Origin of the sequence: Rhodococcus sp. FH8 (assembly GCF_019266085.1) — a bacterium.
Taxonomy (GTDB): domain Bacteria; phylum Actinomycetota; class Actinomycetes; order Mycobacteriales; family Mycobacteriaceae; genus Rhodococcus_F; species Rhodococcus_F qingshengii.
In genome coordinates, this window is sequence record NZ_LPNQ01000080.1 from 662,607 (window position 1) to 684,561 (window position 21,955).

General features: G+C 61.5%; 24 protein-coding genes and 1 riboswitch. Of the genes, 6 read left to right on the top strand and 18 right to left on the bottom strand.

Translation table 11 applies throughout. The features are described from left to right. Nucleotides 1-24: 24 nt before the first annotated feature. Nucleotides 25-912, bottom strand: a complete 888-nt coding sequence (locus ATN38_RS29715) for a class I SAM-dependent methyltransferase (protein ID WP_161120320.1) — start codon at nt 910-912, stop codon at nt 25-27. Nucleotides 913-1,296: 384 nt separating this feature from the next. Here ATN38_RS29715 and ATN38_RS29720 point away from each other — a divergent pair, with 384 nt between their 5' ends. Further along, nucleotides 1,297-1,782 carry an RNA polymerase subunit sigma gene (locus tag ATN38_RS29720; RefSeq protein WP_076949145.1) on the top strand — a complete coding sequence of 162 codons (486 nt, stop codon included), beginning with the start codon at nt 1,297-1,299 and terminating at the stop codon, nt 1,780-1,782. Nucleotides 1,783-1,826: 44 nt separating this feature from the next. Here the strand turns inward: ATN38_RS29720 and ATN38_RS29725 are convergent, their stop codons facing one another. From ATN38_RS29725 to ATN38_RS29740, 4 genes are all read right to left on the bottom strand, one after another. Next, nucleotides 1,827-2,597: a glucose 1-dehydrogenase gene (locus ATN38_RS29725; RefSeq protein WP_003945779.1), complete on the bottom strand. Its 771-nt coding sequence runs from the start codon at nt 2,595-2,597 to the stop codon at nt 1,827-1,829. Further along, nucleotides 2,594-3,181, bottom strand: a complete 588-nt coding sequence (locus ATN38_RS29730) for a TetR/AcrR family transcriptional regulator (RefSeq protein ID WP_007734655.1) — start codon at nt 3,179-3,181, stop codon at nt 2,594-2,596. Before ATN38_RS29730 ends, ATN38_RS29725 begins: the two co-directional genes overlap by 4 nt. A gap of 51 nt (nt 3,182-3,232) precedes the next feature. Next, a complete protein-coding gene (locus ATN38_RS29735) occupies nt 3,233-3,760 on the bottom strand; it encodes an SRPBCC family protein (protein ID WP_042452472.1) in 528 nt (175 codons plus the stop codon). A 112-nt stretch (nt 3,761-3,872) separates the two neighbouring features. Then, nucleotides 3,873-5,060, bottom strand: coding sequence for a zinc-dependent alcohol dehydrogenase (locus tag ATN38_RS29740; RefSeq protein WP_042452468.1), 1,188 nt, complete (start codon nt 5,058-5,060; stop codon nt 3,873-3,875). 181 nt (nt 5,061-5,241) lie between these two features. Between ATN38_RS29740 and ATN38_RS29745 the strand changes: the two genes are divergently transcribed. Then, complete coding sequence (locus tag ATN38_RS29745) at nt 5,242-5,388, top strand: hypothetical protein (RefSeq protein ID WP_164490549.1); 147 nt, start codon at nt 5,242-5,244, stop codon at nt 5,386-5,388. A gap of 139 nt (nt 5,389-5,527) precedes the next feature. Here the strand turns inward: ATN38_RS29745 and ATN38_RS29750 are convergent, their stop codons facing one another. Continuing rightward, nucleotides 5,528-6,166, bottom strand: coding sequence for a PAS and ANTAR domain-containing protein (locus tag ATN38_RS29750; protein WP_037132380.1), 639 nt, complete (start codon nt 6,164-6,166; stop codon nt 5,528-5,530). 168 nt (nt 6,167-6,334) lie between these two features. Then, entirely contained in the window at nt 6,335-7,210 is an 876-nt protein-coding gene (locus ATN38_RS29755; protein WP_047269290.1) for a haloalkane dehalogenase, read from the bottom strand. A 62-nt stretch (nt 7,211-7,272) separates the two neighbouring features. Here ATN38_RS29755 and ATN38_RS29760 point away from each other — a divergent pair, with 62 nt between their 5' ends. After that, nucleotides 7,273-7,731, top strand: a complete 459-nt coding sequence (locus ATN38_RS29760) for a MarR family winged helix-turn-helix transcriptional regulator (RefSeq protein ID WP_176741993.1) — start codon at nt 7,273-7,275, stop codon at nt 7,729-7,731. A 125-nt stretch (nt 7,732-7,856) separates the two neighbouring features. Here ATN38_RS29760 and ATN38_RS29765 read toward each other — a convergent pair whose 3' ends face one another. The 3 genes from ATN38_RS29765 to ATN38_RS29775 form a co-directional block, all read right to left on the bottom strand. Further along, nucleotides 7,857-8,471 (bottom strand): hypothetical protein, encoded by a 615-nt coding sequence (locus ATN38_RS29765; protein WP_047269291.1) that lies wholly within the window; start codon nt 8,469-8,471, stop codon nt 7,857-7,859. A gap of 49 nt (nt 8,472-8,520) precedes the next feature. Continuing rightward, complete coding sequence (locus tag ATN38_RS29770; protein WP_003945568.1) at nt 8,521-9,309, bottom strand: hypothetical protein; 789 nt, start codon at nt 9,307-9,309, stop codon at nt 8,521-8,523. Between the two features lie 70 nt (nt 9,310-9,379). Next, entirely contained in the window at nt 9,380-10,252 is an 873-nt protein-coding gene (locus tag ATN38_RS29775) for a hypothetical protein (protein WP_007734676.1), read from the bottom strand. 369 nt (nt 10,253-10,621) lie between these two features. On the opposite strand from ATN38_RS29775, the gene ATN38_RS29780 reads away from it, so the two are divergent. Then, nucleotides 10,622-11,998, top strand: coding sequence for a wax ester/triacylglycerol synthase family O-acyltransferase (locus ATN38_RS29780; protein ID WP_003945789.1), 1,377 nt, complete (start codon nt 10,622-10,624; stop codon nt 11,996-11,998). On the opposite strand, the gene ATN38_RS29785 is transcribed toward ATN38_RS29780, so the two are convergent. Genes ATN38_RS29785 through ATN38_RS29795 form a run of 3 tightly spaced genes read right to left on the bottom strand, consistent with a single transcriptional unit; the run spans nt 11,999 to nt 14,342 of the window. Next, a complete protein-coding gene (locus tag ATN38_RS29785; protein WP_065456058.1) occupies nt 11,999-12,430 on the bottom strand; it encodes a PPOX class F420-dependent oxidoreductase in 432 nt (143 codons plus the stop codon). 55 nt (nt 12,431-12,485) lie between these two features. Continuing rightward, nucleotides 12,486-13,352 (bottom strand): hypothetical protein, encoded by an 867-nt coding sequence (locus ATN38_RS29790; protein ID WP_218749226.1) that lies wholly within the window; start codon nt 13,350-13,352, stop codon nt 12,486-12,488. A gap of 12 nt (nt 13,353-13,364) precedes the next feature. Next, nucleotides 13,365-14,342 carry an HAD family phosphatase gene (locus ATN38_RS29795; protein ID WP_058228158.1) on the bottom strand — a complete coding sequence of 326 codons (978 nt, stop codon included), beginning with the start codon at nt 14,340-14,342 and terminating at the stop codon, nt 13,365-13,367. A 177-nt stretch (nt 14,343-14,519) separates the two neighbouring features. Here ATN38_RS29795 and ATN38_RS29800 point away from each other — a divergent pair, with 177 nt between their 5' ends. Next, the gene (locus tag ATN38_RS29800) at nt 14,520-16,880 is read left to right on the top strand and encodes an arylsulfatase (protein ID WP_136471564.1); all 2,361 of its coding nucleotides are present in this window, start codon (nt 14,520-14,522) and stop codon (nt 16,878-16,880) included. Between the two features lie 15 nt (nt 16,881-16,895). Here the strand turns inward: ATN38_RS29800 and ATN38_RS29805 are convergent, their stop codons facing one another. The 5 genes from ATN38_RS29805 to ATN38_RS29825 form a co-directional block, all read right to left on the bottom strand. Next, the gene (locus ATN38_RS29805) at nt 16,896-17,669 is read right to left on the bottom strand and encodes an ABC transporter ATP-binding protein (RefSeq protein WP_003945691.1); all 774 of its coding nucleotides are present in this window, start codon (nt 17,667-17,669) and stop codon (nt 16,896-16,898) included. After that, a complete protein-coding gene (locus ATN38_RS29810; protein WP_073513488.1) occupies nt 17,666-18,706 on the bottom strand; it encodes an iron ABC transporter permease in 1,041 nt (346 codons plus the stop codon). Before ATN38_RS29810 ends, ATN38_RS29805 begins: the two co-directional genes overlap by 4 nt. Continuing rightward, nucleotides 18,703-19,455 (bottom strand): trans-aconitate 2-methyltransferase, encoded by a 753-nt coding sequence (locus tag ATN38_RS29815; RefSeq protein WP_073513489.1) that lies wholly within the window; start codon nt 19,453-19,455, stop codon nt 18,703-18,705. The genes ATN38_RS29810 and ATN38_RS29815 overlap by 4 nt, the downstream gene beginning before the upstream one ends. Beyond that, nucleotides 19,456-20,469: an ABC transporter substrate-binding protein gene (locus ATN38_RS29820; protein WP_218749227.1), complete on the bottom strand. Its 1,014-nt coding sequence runs from the start codon at nt 20,467-20,469 to the stop codon at nt 19,456-19,458. It abuts the gene before it with no gap. Nucleotides 20,470-20,526: 57 nt separating this feature from the next. Next, a riboswitch (cobalamin riboswitch) is annotated at nt 20,527-20,708 on the bottom strand. Nucleotides 20,709-20,749: 41 nt separating this feature from the next. Then, nucleotides 20,750-21,607: a siderophore-interacting protein gene (locus ATN38_RS29825; RefSeq protein ID WP_218680316.1), complete on the bottom strand. Its 858-nt coding sequence runs from the start codon at nt 21,605-21,607 to the stop codon at nt 20,750-20,752. Nucleotides 21,608-21,763: 156 nt separating this feature from the next. On the opposite strand from ATN38_RS29825, the gene ATN38_RS29830 reads away from it, so the two are divergent. After that, nucleotides 21,764-21,922, top strand: coding sequence for a hypothetical protein (locus ATN38_RS29830; protein ID WP_155419158.1), 159 nt, complete (start codon nt 21,764-21,766; stop codon nt 21,920-21,922). The last annotated feature ends 33 nt before the right edge of the window (nt 21,923-21,955 follow it).

Below are 21,955 nucleotides of genomic sequence, written 5' to 3' on the forward strand. Positions count from 1 at the left end.
GAACTTTCGTGATGACTGAGAGAGCTAGTTCTTGGTCGCGGCCAAAAAGGAGGGTTGCGTTGACAGCGCTGCGATTTCTTCGGGGAGTTCGGGGATCCGGCGATCGTACAGTTCTGCCAACTCGACCGAGCTGAAGCGTCGGACAGTCCAATTGTGTTCAGCCAACCACTGGCCCGGATCGGATCGCTTGTCGCTGTAGAACAGTTGCGAAATGTCCAGGTCTCCGAACGGGTCCTTGGCGAAGTACTTGGATCTGATGGCCGCAAGCTTGCTCGGGTCGGTTCCGGCCGGAAAGTCGTTCACCGCCAAGCGACTACCGGTGGCCGAGAGTTTGTCGATCCGCTCGAACAGGGCGTCGTGGGCCGGGCCGGGGAGATAGGCGAGCAGGCCTTCCGCCGACCAGGCCGTGGGTTCGTTCGGGTCGAAACCAGCCTCCTCGAGTGCGGCCGGCCAGTCGTTTCGCAGATCAGTAGGCACAGTGCGTCTATCGGTCTTCGGCTGGGCGTCGTGCGCAGCGAGCACTTCGGCTTTGAACTCCAGCACCTTTGGCTGATCCACTTCGAATACCGTCGATCCTGAGCTCCAATCCAGCCGGTACGCACGCGAATCCAACCCTGCTGCAACGATTACCGCCTGCCTTACTCCGGATTCGGTTGACGACGAGAAGAATTCGTCGAAGAACCTGGTTCGCAACCCCATGAAACCGCCGAAGGGGGTGTCCTCGAGGAGCGTGGGATCTTTCAGAAGAGCTGTGAAATGCGGCTCGGCTGCAGCTTCTACGAACCACGATGCGAACTTGTCTTCGATGATCGCGTCCGGACGGGTGCTCTCCAGTGCTCGGAACGTTGCCACTGCCAGCGCGGTAAGTCCGACGCTACTGACGATGTCCCACGTATCTCCATCGCTCCGCATTGTCTGGGTGTCCTTCCGCTCTTGACGACTGAGCCGAACTCTCTCGACCCTACGCCCGTGTGACCCCTCGTCGCCTGGAACGGAACGGTCGGACTTGGAGCAGCAAATACACGCTGACCGGATCGAAAAATTCTGCAGTGCAAGGCGTTCGGTTTGAATCAGCATTCTGCCAGGAATTTGCCAGGTCAGTGCCAGTGAGCGGCAAGGATGCAGGACTTCACTGGGGTGTGCCTCAGGGCTGAGAGAGAGCCTCGAGAATCCTTCGGGCAGGGGATTGATCGTGGCATGACCATCCGCCGGAACCACTTCGTGGGACCGTTCGGTTCCAGTTGATCTCTCGGACCGCACAACGAATGTCCCGTCGAGAAAGAGAGATGTGAGCCCATGTTGCAGGAAGGCTCGCTGAATGTATTGGCCGCCGCGGCGCGGAGCGGTAGCCGTGAGTCCATGGCCAGTTTGTATGCGGCGTTTCGTCCGATGGTTGTGCTGCGGTGCCGCGCCGAGCTTGATCAGGCCGTTTCCGATTCCGCCGCGGATGCCGCGTGCGTCGCCGTTCTCACGGCAGTGTGCGACGGATCGGAGACATATCAGCCTTTTCTACGCGTGCTGTACGCGAGTACAAGCATCGCGATTGCTCGGGCGGCATCCGACGGGTTCAGCGGTGGATCGCTCCCGCCTCCGACAACGCTCCCGATTGTCGAACGCGATGTCCTGGTGTTGCGGCTGATCGTCGGGCTCGATACAAAGGCGACCGCAACGTCGCTTGCCCGTACGACAGACGAGGTGTCGCTCGACCTGCATCGGGCGCTGCGGCGACTGCGAAAGTTGTCTTCTTCGAATGCAATCAGGGAGAGCTTGGTATTCACCTGAGGGCGTTCGGAATGCGCAGATTCGGGCGGGAACGGATCCCTCCCTTACTGGCCGGCGATGTATTCGATCGACGGGCCGGCAGTCCAACCGCCGTCGACGGCGATCTCGGAACCCGTTGTGTACGAGGCATCGTCGGAAAGCAGGTAGGTGACCGCTCCGACCAACTCCTCCGGGCGACCGACACGGCGATACGGATTGTTGGGGAATGCGCCCTCTTCGAGGCTGATGCCCGTCGGTGCAGTCATGGGCGTCAGGACCATGCCGGGGTGAACCGAGTTGACCCGGATCTTGTCGCGGCCGAGTTCGACGGCGGCGATCTTGCTCAGCCCACGCACGCCCCACTTGGCTGCGCCGTAACCGCTGGTCAGAGCCATGCCCATCAGGCCGGCGGCCGAGGAGATGTTCACGATGGATCCGCCGCCGGCTGCCTTCATGAACGGCACCACCGTGTGGATACCGGTGTGCACGGACACCAGGTTGATCTGGATGATGCGCTGGAACGTCTCGAGTGGTTCCTCGGCGACTGTCTGGCCGGACGCCGAGATTCCGGCGTTGTTGACCAAACCGTTGATCGCGCCGAACTCGGATACTGCGTACTCGGCGGCGGACTTCCAAGACGCTGGATCGGTGACGTCGAGGTGAACGTAACGCGCTGCGTCGCCGAGAGATTCGGCCACTGCTCGACCGTCGTCGTCCAGTAGGTCGCCGATGACGACGCGGCCGTTGCCCGCGACGATGCCGCGGGCAAACGCCTCGCCCAGGCCGCGTGCGCCGCCGGTGACGAGAACGATTTTTCCGGAGAGATCCTGAGTCATGATTGTTCCTTACCTGTAGGTGTTGCGAGATATGGCTTCGAGAACGCCCCGAGCGCGCGGGTGATGGCCTCGGGTGCGGGCGTCCGGAGGTCTGCCATCTCACGCAGTGCGGCGACTACCGCAAGTGTTGCCTGGCCCGAAGCCGCTGTGGTGTCGAGCGAGGTTTCCGGACGGTCGATCAGGCGTGCGACTTCTGGGCGAATCAGTTCCATCGTCTCGAAAGTTGCTGATTCCCAAACTCTCCGGAGTGCCGCATCACCGAAGATGATGGGCATCAGTGACCGGGTCATCGGCTCGAAGGACTCGCCGACCGATGCGATAAAGGCATTCTTCACAGCCGCTGCGAGCCCGAATTCGCGGGCTTGCGCGCTGAGTGCGGTGGCCAGACTGCGGTTTCCCTCGTCGAGCATCGGCCAGATGCTCTCCTCTTTGGTGGCGAAGCAACGGTAGAACGTTCGCTCGGAGATTTCTGCCCGCTCGGCGAGCTCCGCGATGGTCGTCGAAGTGTCGCCGCGTTCGACGAAAGCGGCAGCACAACTCTGCGAGACGCGGAGAAGTAGTGCAGTGCGGCGGGCTGTTGCCATATCCGCACTGTACCAAAAGTGGCAGAAACTGCCACAAATGGTGTCGGCCGGTCAGCCGACGTTATCTTCGATTCCGGAAACCTCCTGCTCAACTGCGTTCTTGAGGTTCAGGAGCGTCTTGCGGATGTTGCCGCGCTGAAAATCGGCGAAGGTTTTTCCTCCGGTGGCAATTTTGTCGAACATGTCGGCGGCGAAGTCCGGCCAGCCGCGCCTGTCGTCGGTCCACGTTTCGGTAACTCGGGTTCCGTCGGGCACCGGCGAGAATCGGTACTGCCAGGTTGCGATAGAGGCGGGGATCCGGGGAGTACTGAGGCCGATCTTGTGAACACGGAATTCGAAGAGCTTCCCGGCCTCGGCAGCGGTGACTGTGCATCGCGTGGTCCACTGCGCGCGCCCACGCTTGTTGTGCCCGTCGAACTCCATGCCCAGGAAAGCGCTTTCGCGGTCTCCCCGCAAGGTTGCGCCTGTGTTTTCGGGACTCCAGGCACCCATACGAGTGGGATCGCTGATGACCTCGTAGAGGGAAAGCGCGTCGGAGCTGACGACGATGCTGTCGGAGACGGTAAGTTCGCGAGCCATTTCGGTTTCAGGTTCTTTCTGTCGAGCGTGTGTGAGGTGAGTATGACGATCGGTGGTTTCGCGAACAAGATGCGGACGTGGCGGATGAACCGTCGACCTGATCGGCGTTGAACTACAGGTGCGGTTTCAGTTGGATCTTGACCGCGCCTTCCTGCTTCTTCTGGAAGATCTCGTAGGCGTGTGGCGCCTGATCGAGCGGCAGCTGATGGGTGGAAAAGGTGTCGACGCCGAGTGGGTCGTCGTCAGTGAGCAGGGGCATGATGTCCTCTACCCACTTCTTGACGTTCGCCTGGCCCATCCTGAGCTGAATCTGCTTGTCGAACATGGTCATCAGCGGCAGCGGATCAACCATTCCGCCGTAGACACCGATCAAAGAAATGGTTCCGCCGCGCCGAACGATGTCGATGGCCGAATAGACAGCGCCAAGGCGATCGATTCCTGCGTTACGCATCGCAGGCGCGGCAAGAGCATCGGGAAGGAGTCCGACGAACTGCTGCGCGAGCTTTCCGATCGGAGACCCGTGCGCTTCCATACCGACAGCGTCGATCACCGAATCGGTTCCGCGGCCGTTTGTCGCGTCTCTGATGGCATCGCCGATCTTGCTGCCGTAGTCGTCCAGGTTGAGGGTCTCGATGCCGCGTTCGGCAAGGCGCGCAAGGCGTTCGGGTACACGGTCCACACCGATTACTCGAAACCCCTTGTGGTGGGCGATACGAGCCGCCATGTCACCGATCGGTCCGAGGCCGAGGATTGTCACGGACCCACCCGGCGGAATGTCGGCGTATTCGACCGACTGCCAAGCGGTGGGGAGCACGTCGGAGAGGTAGACGAATCGCGAATCCGCGGGACCTTCGGGAACTTTGATGTGTGTGAAATGTGCTTGCGGTACTCGGAGGTACTCAGCCTGCCCGCCGGGCACCGAGCCGTAGAGCTCGGAGAAGCCGAACAATGCTGCGCCCGTTCCCTGATCGCGGACCTGCGTCGTCTCGCACTGTGTGTAGAGGCTCGAATCGCACATGAAACAGTTGCCACACGAGATCTGGAACGGAATCACGACGCGGTCACCTATCTCGAGATTCGTGACTTCCGAACCGACTTCTTCGACGATTCCCATCGGTTCATGGCCGAGAATGTCGCCGGCATTCATGAACGCACCCAGAGTCTCGTACAGGTGCAGATCGGATCCGCAGATATTCGTCGTGGTGACCTTGATGATCGCGTCGGTGGGTTCGACGATCTTCGGGTCCGGAACCGTATCGACGCTTACTTTCCGTTTGCCTTGCCAAGTCACTGCGCGCACTGGGATCGACCTCTCATCGTGGAAATGCTGTTCGCAGTCACCTGCCCGAAAGCACTGAAATGCAAACAAAATCGGTGAGGGTTGCGAGAAGTCCTGAGCGCGTTAGATTGAGATGGAGCTGGGTCCCGGTCTCTTTGCACCGGCTCCAGGACTGAGACGACGAGATGATGAGGACGATCGCATGACCGACAAAGACGACAACGACCAGTCGCCCAAGGGTGGGCACCCAGGACCCGTGGACAAGGGCGGCGACGGGGGAATGGCAACGCGAGAACAGGCGCCTGAACTGGTCGAGGAGACCTCCGGCGAGAAGTCTGACGACGAGTAGTTTCCTTTTACTCCGCGTTGGGTAACAACGGGGATAGGCCGCATCGGACCGTCCCGGAATCAATGCGGGCGAGGTTCCTCGAGGTTGAGCAGCCAGCCACGGGAACCGCCTTGAGCAGATCCCTCAACCCTGTTGTCATTCAACCCTGTAACAGCACGTGATCGAATCGGGTCCGCAGTAGTGTCGGGACCCGGAAGTCGTCAAGCGTTCGAACTATCAACTGCTCGGCAACATCCCGGAGTTTCACGTTGGTCTCTTGAGAACGCCACACGAGTATGTCGAAGGCGCGATCGGCCGAAATGCCGTAGATCACCATGAGCATGCCTTTGGCTTGCTCGATTACTCCGCGAGAAGCGGTGATTTCGTTGACCAGCACGTCGACAGACGCTTTCACCGTGCTGTCGAGGGTTTCGGTGACGTCGATGTAGAAGCCTGAGCTGCCGACCACGGCACCCGACTCGTCCACGACGCTGTCGCCGACGACGATTACCGAGTGAGTATCCCCTGCAGTGTCGATGATGCGGTGGCGGCTGCTGAACGGTCCGCCTGAAGTGCGGATGGCGTGCAGTGTCTGGGCAACGTGTCTTCGGTCGTCGGGATGCTTGTGCGAGAGCATCAATTCTGTCGTCGGAGCTACTTGGTCGGGTTCGTATCCGTGAATCCGTGCAACTTCGTCCGACCACTCCCACCGGTCGCCGTTGCGGTGATAGAGAAAGCCGCCCACCCGGTGTGGAGCCCCCGATCCTGACGTTCGCCCCAACCCGTCCTCGTTCACCACACACGCCCCCTCGTTCTCGACCTCGTCCCAACCGGCGTACTCGCCAGTTAGTTATATCGGACAAATCCGGCGGAGGTGGTGTCGGTCCCATATTTCGGAGCATCGTCTGGATCGCTACCGCATGGGTCGGGGAAACCGGCGCTCAGAGTACTTGGCGACGGTCCCACGTCACTCGCGGTTGAAACAGTGTTGCCGCTCTGTCCATTCGGTGATCGCCGCCGCGATGGCCGCAGGCTGATCCTCGGGGGCGAGATGTCCTGCGGGACCGCACTGTTCCACCTCGAGATTTGCGATATTCGATCGGCTCCACGTGACTTCGTCAGGTCCGATCATGAGAAGTTCTGCGGGGCCGCTGAAGGTGAGAAGAAGTTTGGGTACGTCGGTGCTTTCCGCGAGCCAATCGCTGTACGCCGCCACACGTGCATTCACGTCACCGGGAGTTCCTTCGATGGGGAAGGATCGTGGCCACTCGAGAAGGGGTCGGCGACTCTCTCGTGACGGATAAGGGGAGCGATAGGCCTCGGCATCGGTTTCGGTCATTTCACCGAGAACCGTTCTGTGAAGCGCTATTTCGAGAAAGAAGTTCTCGTCGAGTACCTTCGTCTCTCCTGTGTCGGAGTCCCTCAGAGCTTCCACCCGTGCCCGTGCCTCTCCCGGGAAGTGTTCGTCCCAGGTCATCGGACGAAGGATCGTTTCGAAGAAGGCCACACCTCGGACGCGATCGGGGTGGCGGGCAGCCCAGTCCAGTGCAAGTGCCCCGCCCCAGTCGTGTCCGACGAGTACGACGTCGTCGAGTTCCATCTGGTCGAACCAGGCGTCGAGGTAGCGGGCGGTGTCGAGGAAGCCGTAGTTGATTGGCGGTTTGCCTGACTGCCCCATTCCGATGAGGTCAGGGGCAAGTGCGCGGCCTAGATTTCCTATCTGCGGCAGGATGTTTCGCCACAAGTGCGAGGATGTGGGGTTTCCGTGGATGAGTACGAAGGGTGTTCCTTCACCGCGCGAGCGGTAGGCCATGGTCGAGTCGAGCACGGGAATTGTGGGCATTGCGACTCCTCAAATAGTTTCCATATACTCTAATTGAGATAGTAGCCATGTATTCTATTTGTATGCAAGATCGAGAAACATGGACGACAGGGTCGCTGGTGTGGCACCTTGGCTTGCGCTGGCGGGCGGGGGTTGACCGAGCGATCGCGCACCTGGGGTTGACTCACGCCCAGTATTCAGTGCTCGCGTCTCTGCATGGTCTGGTGAGTGCGGGGGAGAGGCCGAGTCAGCGAGAACTCTCAGCGCACACAGGATTGCAGCGAATCTACATATCCAAGCTCGTGCGAGCGTTGGAGAAGAGCGGGTTTGTTGTCAGTGAACGCGATAGACGCGATGCGCGAGCCGTTCGCCTCGATCTCAGTGACGAGGGCAAACGAGTCATAGAGCTCGCTAAAGACATTGTCCGCCAATTGGATGCAAAGAATACGGAAGTGCTGACGAAAACCGGAGGGCGGGAACTCGCCGAGCTCCACCGCGCCCTTGACGCGTTACTCGACGCCACCGAAGCAGCAGATGGATAATGCGCCGGTCCGCTTCGTGGCGAAACCGAAGGCGATCGTGTGCGGACCCGGTCCACAGGACGTTCGTTGGAGGACCGACGGAAGCGTCGATCCCCCAACGAGCCCTATTGTCTAGCTGTCGATCGTCACGGTGTCACGTTGATCGGTGTGGCCGATGCGAACTGCAGTGTGCCCGACATTGTTGCCGTGCCAGTGGCTGCGGCGGGGCAGACGGGTCCGGTGCCGGTGCGTGTGTAGTTCACGGTGCCGGTGTTGCTTGCCACGACGCGCTGGTTGGGAATATCGAATGGCAGCGGTCCGACAGTGCTGGCCCCGACGGTGACTGTGCATGTTGATCCGGGCATCGTGACGACTGCGCCTCCTGCAGGAATGACCAGGGATCCCTGAGCCGATCCGGTGTCTGCCGAGACGTTCAATAGCCAGGAGCCGGAGGTCGTGACCACAGCGGGTAGGCCGTTAGCCTTGCACCCGGTCAGGCTGGGGGTGCCGATATTGACGTTGACTCCGCCGGTGCCGGTGTTGGAATTACCCGGCGCGGATGGGATGGTCCCGGAGCCCGTCGTACTGGAGCAGGTAAGTGTGATCGTTCCTGTCTTGATACTGAGATTGCTGCTCGAAGCAGTCACGGCTTGACCCGCTGGAGTGACGACGGTCGAAGCCAGAGCGGTGCCGGCTGCGACCGCAATCGCGGCTGCGGCGGCAGCTGTGACGATGGTGGTGCGGCGAACTGCATGGGTCATCGATATCTCCTTGTTGTCGGTGATACTTCGTGAGTCGCCGGTGCTTGCTCTACTGCGTCCGCAGGCTGTCGGCGCCGATGTTGAACACATCGCTTGTGGTGGTCAACGAGTTGTGACCACTCGAAGACGGAACGTTGGCGCGAAGATTGACTGCCCAATTCAATGCGCCGAACAGTCCACATCCAGATGCGCCCGGTACCGCGAACGTCTGGTCGGCGTGCGTCACGTTTCTGACGGCGGCGGTATCCGGAAATCCTGGAACTTCCTCCAGGACACCATTTTCGGACACTCCGAGTTTGAACATGATCGGGTTGCTCGCAGAACCCAGATAGCAGTTGCCGCCCAGCAAGGGGTTGGAGATCTTCAATCTTGCCGGAAGTGTGACACCGAGTTGGAATGCGTCGACTGTTGGCAACGCGACCGGTTCGACTGTTGCCTTGATGGTGGTCAAGCCGCCGGGGAACGGTATACCGAGCCCGAAGATTCCTCCTGGTACCTCGATGGGGGTGGAATAGACGCCTTTGGTGCCGTCAGTGGGAGGAATGAAGATCTGGTCGAACCCGAATTCAGCGTCGGGGTTCTCGCGATAGGCGACACCGCCGGCGATATTCAACGAGCCGGAAGGAATCGGTACTTTGAGCCCGTTGATGTTCATTTCGCCGCCTTTGACGACGACATCGACACAGGTGCTTGTCTCCGGATTGGCTATCGGGCATTTTCCCCAGCCCCCGAACGGCGCATTGGGCAGCGGGGCCGCCGTCGCGGTTGACACCGCCCCGAGAGTGAGGACTCCCGCTGCGACGACGGCGAGCGCGGCTCTGAATCGTATTGTGCGCATGGACAAGTGAACTCCGTTTCGAGGTGGCAATCTGTCGTCGATGACGGTTCTGTGGCAGTGGGTTGGATTGCTAGTTGGCACTACGTTCGGCAACGACGGCAGCGGGTTCGGGTGAGCCTGCCGGCTGGGGCCTGAGGCTGTCGGCACCGATGTTGTAGACGTCACTCGTCGTGGCGAGGGAGTTGGACGTGGTGGACGAGGGAAGCCCGGCGCGCCAGTTGACGATTGGATTCAGAACGCCGAACGGGCCACATCCGGAAGCTGTCGGGACCGCGAAGGGCTGTCCGGTGTGCCCGGTGTTTCGAACGACGGCAGTATCCGGGAAACCTGGAACCTCCTCGAGGACACCGTATTCGGTCACATCCAAGTTGAGTTGGACGGGGTTGTTGTCCGAGCCCAGGTAGCATTTGCCGCCGAGGAGAGGGTTCGCGATCTTCAATTTGACGGGTAGCTTCACACCAAGCTGAAATGCGTCCACGGTGGGGAGTGCAGACGTCGACTCTACGGTGGCCGAAGCCTTGTTCAGTCCGAAGAGATTGTTGAATGGCAGGTCGATTCCGAGTGCGCCCCCGGGGATGTCGATGGGTTTGGCGTAGATCCCCCGACTGTTGTCGTTGGGTGGGATGAATACTTGGTCGAATCCGAATTCAGCCTCTGGATTCTCCCGGTATGCAACTCCGCCTGCGATGCGCATCGCCCCGGCGGGAATGCTGACGGAAAGCTTGCCGATCTTCATGTTTCCGCCGGTGACCGTGACGTCCATACAGGTGCTGGTCTCGGGATTGTCGATCGGACATGAATCCCAACCGCCGAAGGGGATCTCCGCTGCCGGGGCGGCTCCTGCAATGCTTGCTGACAAGCTTCCCACCGCAGCGGCGGTGGCGAACACAGTTGCGGTGGCGAGTGCGCCGAAAAGCCCACGCGACGTCGAACGTCGGGACATGTATTTCTCCTTTGGGTACAACCGACCAGTCGGGATTGTGATGATGAGTGACGGTAGTCACGTGTGACTTGGATGTACAGACAATTTGAAACAATTCCGACAAAAGTATTACTGCGATCGCCTCCGCTACTACTTGCGGCTGTGAGGATTGAAATTTGTTGCAGTGCTCTGTGTCTCGTCATTCACCCGCGAATCGCTGTGAGGTGCTTCGACCCGAAAAGGCGTTCGTCGACGGGAATATCGGACTCCTGTCGAAATCGAGGGGGCAATGTTTTGTCGGAGTCGCCAATGAGGGAAGTCAGGGCGAGTAACTTTGTCGAACAGCGGCTGATCGGTACTCCGGGCAGCTGCCCGAGAGAACGGATCGCCATGACGCTGATGCTGCCGCTCGACTCGATGTTCCTTCTGATGGAGTCACGGGAGCATCCCATGCACGTCGGTGGCCTGTCGCTTTTCGTTCCGCCGGAAGGGGACGACGGCGAATTCGCCAGGTCGCTCTACCGTTCGCTCACCGACGTCGACTCGATTCGGCCCCTCTTCCGTCGCAAGCCGGTGCAGTTCTTGTCGAACTTCGCGCCGGTGCGTTGGACGGAGGACGCAGACGTCGATCTCGAGTATCACGTCCGGTTGCTCGCGCTGCCCAAGCCGGGTCGAGTCCGCGAGTTGCTCGAGCTGACCTCCATGCTCCACGGCACGCTGCTCGATCGGCATCGGCCGCTGTGGGAGGCGTACGTGATCGAAGGTCTCGCCGACGGCCGAGTTGCCGTGTACATGAAGACGCACCACGCGCTCATGGATGGTGTGTCTGCTGTTCAGGCGTGGTACCGCAGCCTCTCGTCGGATCCGCACGATCGACATTCGATGCCTCCGTGGGCGCAACGACCTTCTTCGGGGCGGGTTCGTGCCGGTCGCGGGCTGGACCTGCAGAGGCGGGTGGGCTCCGTGATCGAGACCGTGCAAGATGTGGTCGGGGTCGGCCCTGCGATAGTGAACGCCGCTGCCTCGGCAGTGAAGGACCACGTCGCACCGTTGCCGTTTGCTGCCCCGAAATCGATCTTCAACGTCCCGATCACCGGAGCGAGGCGTGTCGCCGCGCAGTCGTGGCCGATCGAGCGCCTGCGCAAGGTCAGCTGCGTTGCAGACGTGACGCTCAACGATGCGGTGTTGGCAATGTGCGCGGGTGCGCTACGGCGATACCTGATCGAACTGGACGAGTTGCCGGACAAACCGTTGATCGCGATGGTGCCGGTATCCCTTCGCAAAGGCGAAGAGGGTGAGGCTTCCGGCAATGCCGTGGGTGCGGTGTTGTGTGATCTGGCAACCGAATTGGCAGATCCGGCGGCCCGACTTCAGAGAGTTCACGACTCGATGAGTAGCGCCAAGTCCCTGATGTCGGGCCTGACGCCCCTGCAGATCACGGCGCTCAGTGCATTGAACGTCGCGGGTCTCGGGCTGCCGCTGATCCCTGGTTCATCCCGACTGATCACTGGGCGTCCAGTCTTCAATCTGGTGATTTCCAACGTCCCCGGCCCGACAACGACGCGCTATTGGAATGGCGCGAAACTCGAGAGCTGTTACCCGGCATCGATTCCGTTGGACGGGCAGGCGATGAACATCACCGTCATCGGCTACGCGGACACCATGCAGTTCGGGCTCGTCGGCTGCCGCCGCAATGTTCCGCACTTGCAGCGGCTCCTCGGCCATCTCGAGGAATCCTTGAGTGAGCTCGAAGCCGCCGCAGGCTGATCAATTCGACTCGCGCCTTCCGACGTCACGTCCGTTCACGACCAACTGGTGGACGTCCAGTTCTTTGTCGTCGAGGCCGAAGCTGATGATGCGTTCGGGGTGGATACGGATGATCGGTGCGTCGAGACCATGTGCAGCAGCACCTGTAGCATCCAAAGCCTCTGCCCGGCCACGGATTTCGACGCACCTGACCTGCCATGGATCTACGGATGCGATGTCGTCCACGACGAACGCGACCCGACCGTTGTCTGCGACATTGTGAAACTTACGGCTGCCCGTCATGTTGTAACCGCTGATGTCGATCGTGGCTGTATCCGGGTTGTAGTGGAACCCGACCGGACTGACTTGCAGCGTTCCGTTCCGTTGAACCGTCGCGAGGCGACCGAGAGTCTGTGTGGCCAGGTAGTCGAGTTCGATTCGGGTGAATGTCATGAAATCACGCTAGAACCTGAACTGCTGTAGAGGTCAAGATCTCCGAACGTACAACTCATTCCATCTCGTCGAGGGCCTCTTCTGCTTCGTCGACCCGCCACTCGGCCTCGCGAAGTTCCTCCTCGGACTCTCGAACTGCGACGCGGGCAGCCCTCTCGGTGTTCTTGGCGAACTGTCGTTCTTGTTCTGCGTGTTCGAGATCGGCGCGGAGTTCTTCGATGCGACGGTCGAGGTCGGACAGCTTGGACCTGGCATCCTCGAACTGGGCGGTCTCGGCCTTGACCCGTCGTCGGATCTTCTCGACGCCTGCCCTGGCTTCCTTCAATTCTGCTTTCGCCTTGGCTTGTTCGGCCTTGCGATCCGGAGCAGTGGACTTGGCCGGAGTGTGTTCTTCGGTGTGGATCGCAGGGGCGTCTTGTGCAGAATCCTCCTCCACTACAGCAAGTCCCGCCGGTCCGAAACCGCTGTAACTCGCAGCGGTCACGACCCGTCCGAGTCGAACCTGCGCGGCAGTCTCCTCATCGGCCAGGGCGGCATTGAGAGTCTGCGCGACATCGCGCAACGAATCCTCGCCGACGCTTTTTCCCCGTGAAGCGGCGATCTCACCGGATTTGTGGGCGAGACTCCGCACCACCTGCTGCCTCTGTGTCGTCAGCCGTCGCAAGTCCGGGCCCGAGAGATGGCGTTGAGCGTCGCGTAGCGATTCGCCAAGCGCGAGAAGTGCATCCAGATCCTCTGGTGCATCGCGCGAGATGAGATTGACCAACCACCCCACGGTGGTCGGCTTCCGAAGTTTTCCGATCTCTGCGGCCAGTGCGCGGTCGTTGTCGTCCCGGGCAGCCTTCACATGCTTTGTACGCGCCTCTACGAACTCGCCGGGGTCGAGGCCGTAGAGTTCGTCGGCGACATCATCGAGGGTCACGTATCAATACTGTCATTCGGCGAATCGTTCGAAGACTGTCTTCCAGTCGTTCTTGATGCTCACCACCGTCCACCCGTTTGCGCGCGAGACGTCGAGTGCGTGCTCGGCCCCGTCCACGTAGTCGAACTCGCGTTCCGGATCGTCATGGAGCACCAGAAGGCGAAGTGCCGGAACGTTCGGGTGTTCGGCGAACTTCAACATAGGTAGGTCACCGTTGCTGTTTCCGGCCGCGATGACAGGTCGTCGGCCGATTCGGTTCCAGATCTGTACGGGCTTGGCCGGCCCGTCGTCGACGACATCGGTTTGGGGCTGACGGAGAATTGTGCCGCTGTGCCCGTCGTCCTTCCACGTCAAGGCCACGCCGCTGCCGATGACGCGATCTCGGGGGATGCCGTAGACCTCCTGGCTGATCGGACGCATGAAGTCACGTCCGCCTCCAGAGACTATGTAGTTCGAGAATCCCTTGGCTGCAAGGTAATCGAGCAACTCCACCATGGGTGCATAGCTGCAGTGCAGATACTCTCGACCGAGAGTGGGATGCGAAGCAGTGCGCAGGTAGGTATCGGCGTGGGTTTCGAATTCTTCGACCGTGACTTCGGCGAATGCCGCCAGGACGCCGGCCGCAAGCACCTTCAGTGCGCTGTCGTCGCCGCGATAGTGCTTCGAGATCACTTCGTTCAACCAGGCGTAGTCCTTTTCGAACGCCGCCTGCCACGGTTGACGGTTGCGAAGAGACGGATCCTGGGCGGTCATCTCGACGAGGCGGCGCAAGATGAAGTCGAGTTGGATCGGCATCGGCTTCTCACACCACAGGGTTCCGTCGTTGTCGAAGACTGCGATCCTGTCTTCCGGTGCGATTTCGTCCGGACTTCCCTCAGTCGTCGCGCGTTCGACGAATTGCCTGACGGCCTGCTTCGGCGGGCCGTCTTGCCAGCTCGGCAGCGGGTCGGAGGTGTCGGAGGTGGAGGCTTCAACGAATTGACTGCTCATGTGGTCCCTGGCTTCCAGTGAGTCGATGACAAATCCGGCACTCTCATACTCGGATCTCCTGCCGAAAATGGCATCGCCCATTTCGGGCGACAGCGGTTCGGTGACCACAATCGGGGTATGCGATTCACCATGCGGCCGTAGAGGCTGGAAATCAGATGACCTACAAGGAGCCAGATCATGGCCAACGCATTCAAAGGCGTCGTCAACCTCGATATTCGCGATTCGATTCCCGACTGGAGCCCGTACGAGCAGCCGAAGGCCGCCGCCGGCACACCGAATATTCTTTACATCGTTCTCGACGACGTCGGATACGGCGCCTTGGGTTGTTACGGGGGTCCGATCGAGACGCCGAACATCGACCGCATCGCGGGCAACGGATTGCGGTACGGGCAGTGGCACACCACAGCGCTGTGCTCCCCGACGCGATCGTGTCTGCTCACCGGGCGAAACCACACGACCAACGGCATGGCCTGCATCAGCGAGTGCGCGGTCGGTTTTCCCGGCGGAAACGGTCACATCCCTCCCGAATGTGCCACGCTCGCCGAGGTTCTGGTCGAGCAGGGATTCAGCACCGCGATGGTCGGCAAATGGCATCTGTGCGCAGAAGACGAGATGAATCTTGCTTCCACGAAACGGAATTGGCCGGTCGGCCGCGGATTCGAGCGGTTCTACGGCTTTCTCGGCGCCGAGACCAATCAGTGGTATCCCGATCTCGTCCACGACAACCACCCCGTCGAACAGCCGTCGACGCCCGAAGAGGGGTATCACTTCAGCGTCGATATCACCGACAGAGCGCTCGAATACATCGGTGACGTGAAGTCGATAGCTCCGGACCGGCCTGTATTTCTCTACTACGCACCCGGGTGCGCACACGCTCCGCATCACGCGCCCCGCGAATGGGCCGATCGCTACGCAGGCAGGTTCGACGCAGGGTACGAAGCCATGCGGGACGAGATTCTGGCCAGACAGAAGGAAATGGGACTTGTCCCGAAAGACACGACCCTGCCCTCACTCAACCCGATAGGCACTCCTGAGACCCGCACCGGGCCCGACGGCGAACCGTTCCCGCCGCTGGATTTCACCCGCCCCTGGGACACCCTCTCCGCTGACGAGCAGCGACTGTTCTCACGGATGGCGGAGGTGTACGCGGGCTTCCTCTCGCACTGTGACGATCAGATCGGACGCCTGCTCGGGTACCTCGAAGAAATCGAGCAGCTCGACAACACGATCATCGTGGTGGTCTCCGACAACGGTGCCAGCGGTGAGGGCGGACCCGACGGGTCTGTCAACGAGAACAAGATTGCGAACGGCGTACCCGACGACCTAGCCGAGAACCTGGCGAAGCTGGACGAGTTGGGCAGCACCGAGACGTACAACCACTATCCCAACGGGTGGGCGATGGCGTTCAACACGCCCTTCAAGATGTGGAAGCGGTACTCGTTCAACGGTGGAACCTGCGACCCATGCATCATCTCGTGGCCGGAGGGCATCGATGCCCGTGGCGAGATTCGAGATCAGTACCATCACGCCATCGACGTCGTCCCGACTCTGCTCGACTGCGTCGGCGTCGACTTGCCTGACACGGTGAAGGGGTACACCCAGCACCCGATTCAAGGCGTGAGCATGCGGTACAGCTTCGATGCCGGCAACATCCCCACCGCCAAGCACACCCAGTTCTATTCGATGCTCGGAGGACGAGGAATTTGGCATGACGGCTGGAAGGCCGTCACCACGCACCCGACTCTGAGCGGGTGGGGCCATTTCTCGGAAGACACCTGGGAGCTCTACCACACAGAGTTGGACCGAGCCGAGCTCCGGAACCTTGCGGATGAAGAACCCGGCAGGCTGGCAGAGCTGGTGGGGTTGTGGTTCCACGAGGCCGGTGCCAATCAAGCTCTGCCACTGGACGATCGGTCCGGTGTCGAACTCCTCACCACGCCTCGCCCCCAGTTGGCCCCGCCCCGAAACCGGTATGTCTACCGCCCGGGCGGAGCCGAGGTACCGGAAGCCGTCGCTGTCAACCTTCGTAATCGTTCATTCTCGATCGGGGCAGTTGTCGATTTGGCCGAACCAGGTGCGACCGGTGTGCTCTTCTCGCATGGTGGCAGGTTCGGTGGGCATTCGCTGTACGTCAAGGACAACCGCCTGCATTACGTGTACAACTTCCTCGGCAGTGAACAGCAGAAGATCGATGCCACCGAAGACCTTCCGATCGGCGAAAATATAATCTTGGCAGCAACTTTCGAGAAGGAAGGCGAGGATCCGCCGGGCACTGCGCACGGGGTGCTCGGCCTCTACTACGGCGATCGGAAAGTCGGTGAGGGCAGAATCCGCACTCAGCCAGGCAAGTTCAGCATCGGCGGCGGCGAAGGGCTCAATGCAGGCCGTGACAGCGGGGAGCCCGTAACCGACGACTACCCGGGTAAGTCGCCGTGGGCGTTCACGGGTGGAACGCTCAACCGGGTGGCCATCGACGTCAGTGGTGAACCTTACGTCGACCTCGAACGCGAAGCAGTGGCGATGCTCTCGCGTGAATGACAGTTCCGAGTGCGTCTAATCTGTGCCGGGCGGAAGGTATCTCACGGTAGGTACTCCGCCGGGACCGTCCAAGCGGACCTCGGCGTCGACCTGGTAGACCTCGGCTATCAGGTCGGCGGTGAGGACCTCGGTCGGGCTTCCGTGGGCAACGATGGATCCACGGTTCAGCATCACTATCGAATCGCAGAACATGGCGGCCAGATTCAGATCGTGCAATGCCATGATCGTGGTGGTGGGGAGGCGTCGCACGAGCGCGAGCAGTTCGAGTTGGTGATTGATGTCCAGGTGATTGGTCGGCTCGTCGAGTAGCAACTCGTGGGGTTCCTGAGCGAGGGCGCGCGCGATCTGGACGCGTTGGCGCTCCCCGCCGGACAGGGTGTGCCACGACCGGTCCAGCATGCCGGCGAGATCGGTGTGTTCGATCGCTGCCCGGACGGCGTCGCGATCGGAATCCGACTGCCCACCCCACAGTCCGCGGTGCGGTGTGCGTCCGAGTTCGACTACCTCCGCGACCGTCAGATCGATCTCGGTGTTGCTGTGCTGATCAACGGTCGCGATCCGACGCGCGATGTCGCGGCGTTTCCAGTCGGACAACGGGGTTCGGTCCAGGGTCACGACACCGGATGTCGGACGATTGTGCCCGGCAAGCAGTTTCAGCAGCGTCGATTTCCCCGAACCGTTGGGGCCGAGAAGCCCCACCGTACTTCCGGTTGTAGGCGAGACGTCGAGGTCGTCGACTATGAGCGCCCCGCCGACCCGCCAACTGACGCCGGTAGCTTCGAGTGTCATGGCCTGGCCTTCCGTCTCCAGAGGATGACGGCAAACGCAGGCACACCGACCAGCGCGGTCACCACACCGGCCGGGAGTTCCTGCGGCGCAATGGCTGTGCGTGCCACAGCGTCGACCCAGACAAGGAAGATGGAGCCGATCAGTGCGGACGCGGGCAGGAGTCGGCGGTGGTTCGAACCGACGAGAGCCCGCGCCGCGTGCGGGAGGACCAGGCCCACGAAGCCGATGGCACCTGCGACGCTCACGATCACCGCGGTCATCAAGGCTGTTGCCAACAACAGGGTCACACGCACCCGCCACACGTTCACCCCCAGCGACGACGCCGCGTCCTCGCCGAAGGCAAAGGCGTCGAGTGCGCGGGAGTGAGTCAGACAGACCACGAGGCCGACTGCGACCACCGCAGCGCAGAGTGCGACGTCGAGCCAGTCGGCGCCGCCGAGTGAGCCCAGGAGCCAGAACATCACGCCGCGGGTCTGCTCGGGATCGGCCGAGGTGATGACGATGAACGAGGTGAGCGCGGAGAACAGTTGGGTCGCGGCGACACCGGCCAGGATCACCCGGTCCGGCGTGCCGCCGGCCGCATGGGCGAGCAGCAGCACAAGGGCGAAGGAGATCACCGCGCCGATGAAGGCGCCGCTCGACAGGCCGATCAGTCCCGACCCGACTCCGAGGATCACGATCAGTACGGCACCGGTCGAGGCGCCGGACGAGATACCGAGGACAAACGGATCGGCCAGCGGATTGCGAAGCAGCGATTGCATGATCGCACCGCACAGCCCGAGACCGGCACCGCAGAGCGCGGCGAGCAGGGTGCGCGGCAGACGGAGGTCCCACACGATGCCGTCACGGATAGGGGTGACGTCCGCCGCGGTACCGCCGAGATGGCCGACGACAATCGAAGCCACCTCACCGACCGACAGACCGGCGGGCCCCAACGTGATCGCCACGGCGGCTGATCCGGCCAGCGTGACAACACCGATCATCCACAGCAGGGTGACGGTCGTCGGGTTGTCACGCAGCCGAACTCTTGTCGTCATCTCACGCCGTAGACCACGTAGTCGTCGAACAGTTGCCAGACCGTCCCCGACTCCCGAAAACCTGCTTGCGCGAGCGCCGCCAACTGGAAGTCGACGGCTGTGGGCGCGGTGGCGTCACGTCCGGCGAATCTGCGCTCACGCTCGTCGGTCAGTGCCCCGATGCCGTGAGTGGCCCGCAACTCGTCCCACCAGCTCTCCCACTCGGGAGCGCCCGCAGCAAAGGCGGAGTGTTGCGTCTGCTCGTCGTGAGCCTTCGCCCATCGCCCGATGACAGGGAAGCGGCTGTCGAAACGAAAGTGATCACCATTGAGCAGGACTCCGTCCGGACTCAGCAGTTCGCGGCACTGCCGGTACACCTCGACGAGCTGCTGCGGTTGCAACCAGTGCAGCGCGGTTGTCGACACTATCGCCTGAACCGGCGCAGCCACCGAATTCGGCCAATCGGCTCCCGCCAGATCTGCGTCGATCAGCTGCAGTCGGTCACCGAAACGCGTCGACGACTGGCGGGCGAGCTCCAGCAGCATCGGGTCGTAATCGATCCCCACAACGCTCGCATGCTCGAACTTCTCGAGAATCCGGGCGCTCAGTGAACCCGGCCCGCAGGCCAGGTCGACAACCGTGAACGGGGCGTGCGCGTGCTGCAATTCGAGAACGTCGAGAATCACGTCGAAGCGCTTCTCACGGTCGGCGATGTATGCCGCCTGCTGGTCGTCCCACCGACGCACCAGTTCACTGATCTGCGCGGACATCTAGACCACACCCAACTGGCGCAGCCCGTCGGAGAGCTGTTCGATGCCACCGACATTGCGGATCGAGGGATCCATCGTCGTTCCTTCGAGGATGATGTAACGCTTGTTCTTCACTGCGGTGAGCTTGCTGGCGACCGGGTCCGATTCGAGGAACGCGATCTTGTCTGCGGCACTGTCGCCGTCTCCACCGCGGTCGAGATCTGCGAGCACCAGCACGGTCGGGTCTCGATCGAGCACACTCTCCCAACCGATTTCGGGCCAATACTGCTTGTTGTCGTCGAAGGCGTTCTTCGCACCCACCGCGTCGGTCATGATTCCCGGTGCACCGCAGCACCCGGCGAAGTACGGAGTCTTCGTGGCTGCGTACCACCACGCCAGCGTCACGTTCTCAGCTCCCAGTGCCGCCGTGGCGGTGGCCGCGCGATCCTTCAAACTCTCGGTGAGCTCGACACCTTTGTCCTTGGCATCGAACAGTGTTGCCACGTCGTCGATTTCGTCGTACAAGTCGTCGAGCGTGAGGGCCTTGCTCTGCTCGGCATCCTGACCGGTGCACTCGCTGGGTGACTGATATGTCGCGACACCGAGGTCGGTGAACTTGATCCGGTCGGCGATGCCCTCCGAGGTGAACGTGTAGTTGAACGTCGTGTAAACCATGTCCGGTTCGCGTTCGAGGACACTTTCGAATGACGGGAACTCGGTGTCCAACGCCTGGACCTGACCACGCGCCTCGCGCAGTTCGGGGAGGACATCGTCATCGCTCATGGCGTACCCGGCCATCCGGTCCTGCACTCCCAGCGCGAACAGCATCTCTGCTGCAGGTTGATTTACCGCGATTGCCCGTTCGATCGGTCGCTCCACCGTGACGTCTCGGCCACAGTTCTGGACTGTCACGCGCGATTGTTCGGAAGAGTTGGATTGTCGGGCAGCACTGTCGTCGGAGGAGCAGGCAACCAACGACGCGCACAACAGGGCAGCGACGGCGGCGGCGGGTAGGTGAAGTCTGGACAGACGCATGGAATCTCGTTCTCGCAGAGGCTCGTTCGCGGAGCCCGTTACCGTGTGAACAGGCGCCTGTTGACCCCTGCTGCCAGCCGGTATTCGGACTCGAGATCGCCCCACCCGAGCGCCTTCCCAGATTCTCATCCAGTGGCGTAAGCCCGGGCGGTCACCCTCACCGCTGCGCGTCAGTTCCGGATTCACACCGGATTCCCTGACCCCCTGTGTGGAGGTCCGCTGGCACAGAGGAACTTATCACCGCAGTGCACCGCCGGTCAGGTCGGCTGGTGTGAGGCAATCAGATCTCGATGGCCAGGTCGTCGATGTCGGTGAGGGTTCCGCCGTCGGCGAGGATGCGCTCGTAGTTCTCGCGTCGACGGAGGTCGATTTCGGTGTTGCTGACGCCCTCCTTCCAATATCCGAATATCGCGACGTCGTTTTTGTCGAGTCCGACGGTCGATCGAAAGTGCTTCCGGATTGCGCGCATCTCGTTGCGTTCACCGGCGCCCCACACGACGTAGCTCGCGGGATTGGCGAGCTCGCGTGCTCGTACCGCCAGTGGGCCGTCGGGCTCGGCCGGATCTGCGCTCACGCGGTGAAGCTCCAGGCCGGGGAGGGCGGGCAGTTCGGCGAAGGCGACCTCGTTATCTGTTGTGACCCAGCCGATTCCGACGACGTCGGTAGGTAACTGCTCGATGATTGAGTGCAATGCGGGTATTGCGGTGCCGTCCAGAAAAAGTGCGATACGTCGACCAGGAACATCAGGGATCAAGAAGTGTGGCCGCGGACCGGTGAGGCCGAAGGTGTCACCGACGGCCAACGCTGCTGCCCACCTCATCATCGGACTGGTCTGTCCGTGCAGGACCACATCGACGACGATCGATCCGCTCGCTGAATCGTAGGAACGCACCGTGTACACGCGCGAAGCGTCGTCGAAGGCCGGCCCGAGATTCATGCGTACGGTCACATTCGGGCGTGACCAGGTCGGATCGTCGGTCGACTCCGTCAAACGAGCCGTGATCCGCAGCAGGTGATCGCTCGGTCGCTCCATCGCTTCGACGATCGCGAGAACGTCGTTGAGTCCGCGATTGTGGTCAGCGGTCCGTAGGACGGTCGTCGGGGGAGTTGTTGTGCGCGAGGCGTCTGCATGTGTCATCGACTGTGCTCCTGGATCGGGTTTTCGGGATGCCGCCAGGTTAGTGCTGCCTAAGTCGAGCGAGTTGTCCAGAAGTGACATCTGATTACCTGAATGATTCGGGTCTCGAAACGACGCGGTTGAGCGAGTGGTGCCGGCGCTGCTACCGTGCCTGTGATGTCCATACGCCGCTGTTCTCTCGCTTCCGGCCGTGCACTGCGCACGGCCCGATTCGGCGTAGCGACTTTCCGACGTGGGCGTAAGGCGATCGACCGCCGCCCGTCCGGTCTTGTCTGGATCGAAAGAGCCTTGGCCGCACCGGCCGGATCCGTCTGACATTCGCCACTTCGGCGAGCATTGCCTCGCCGA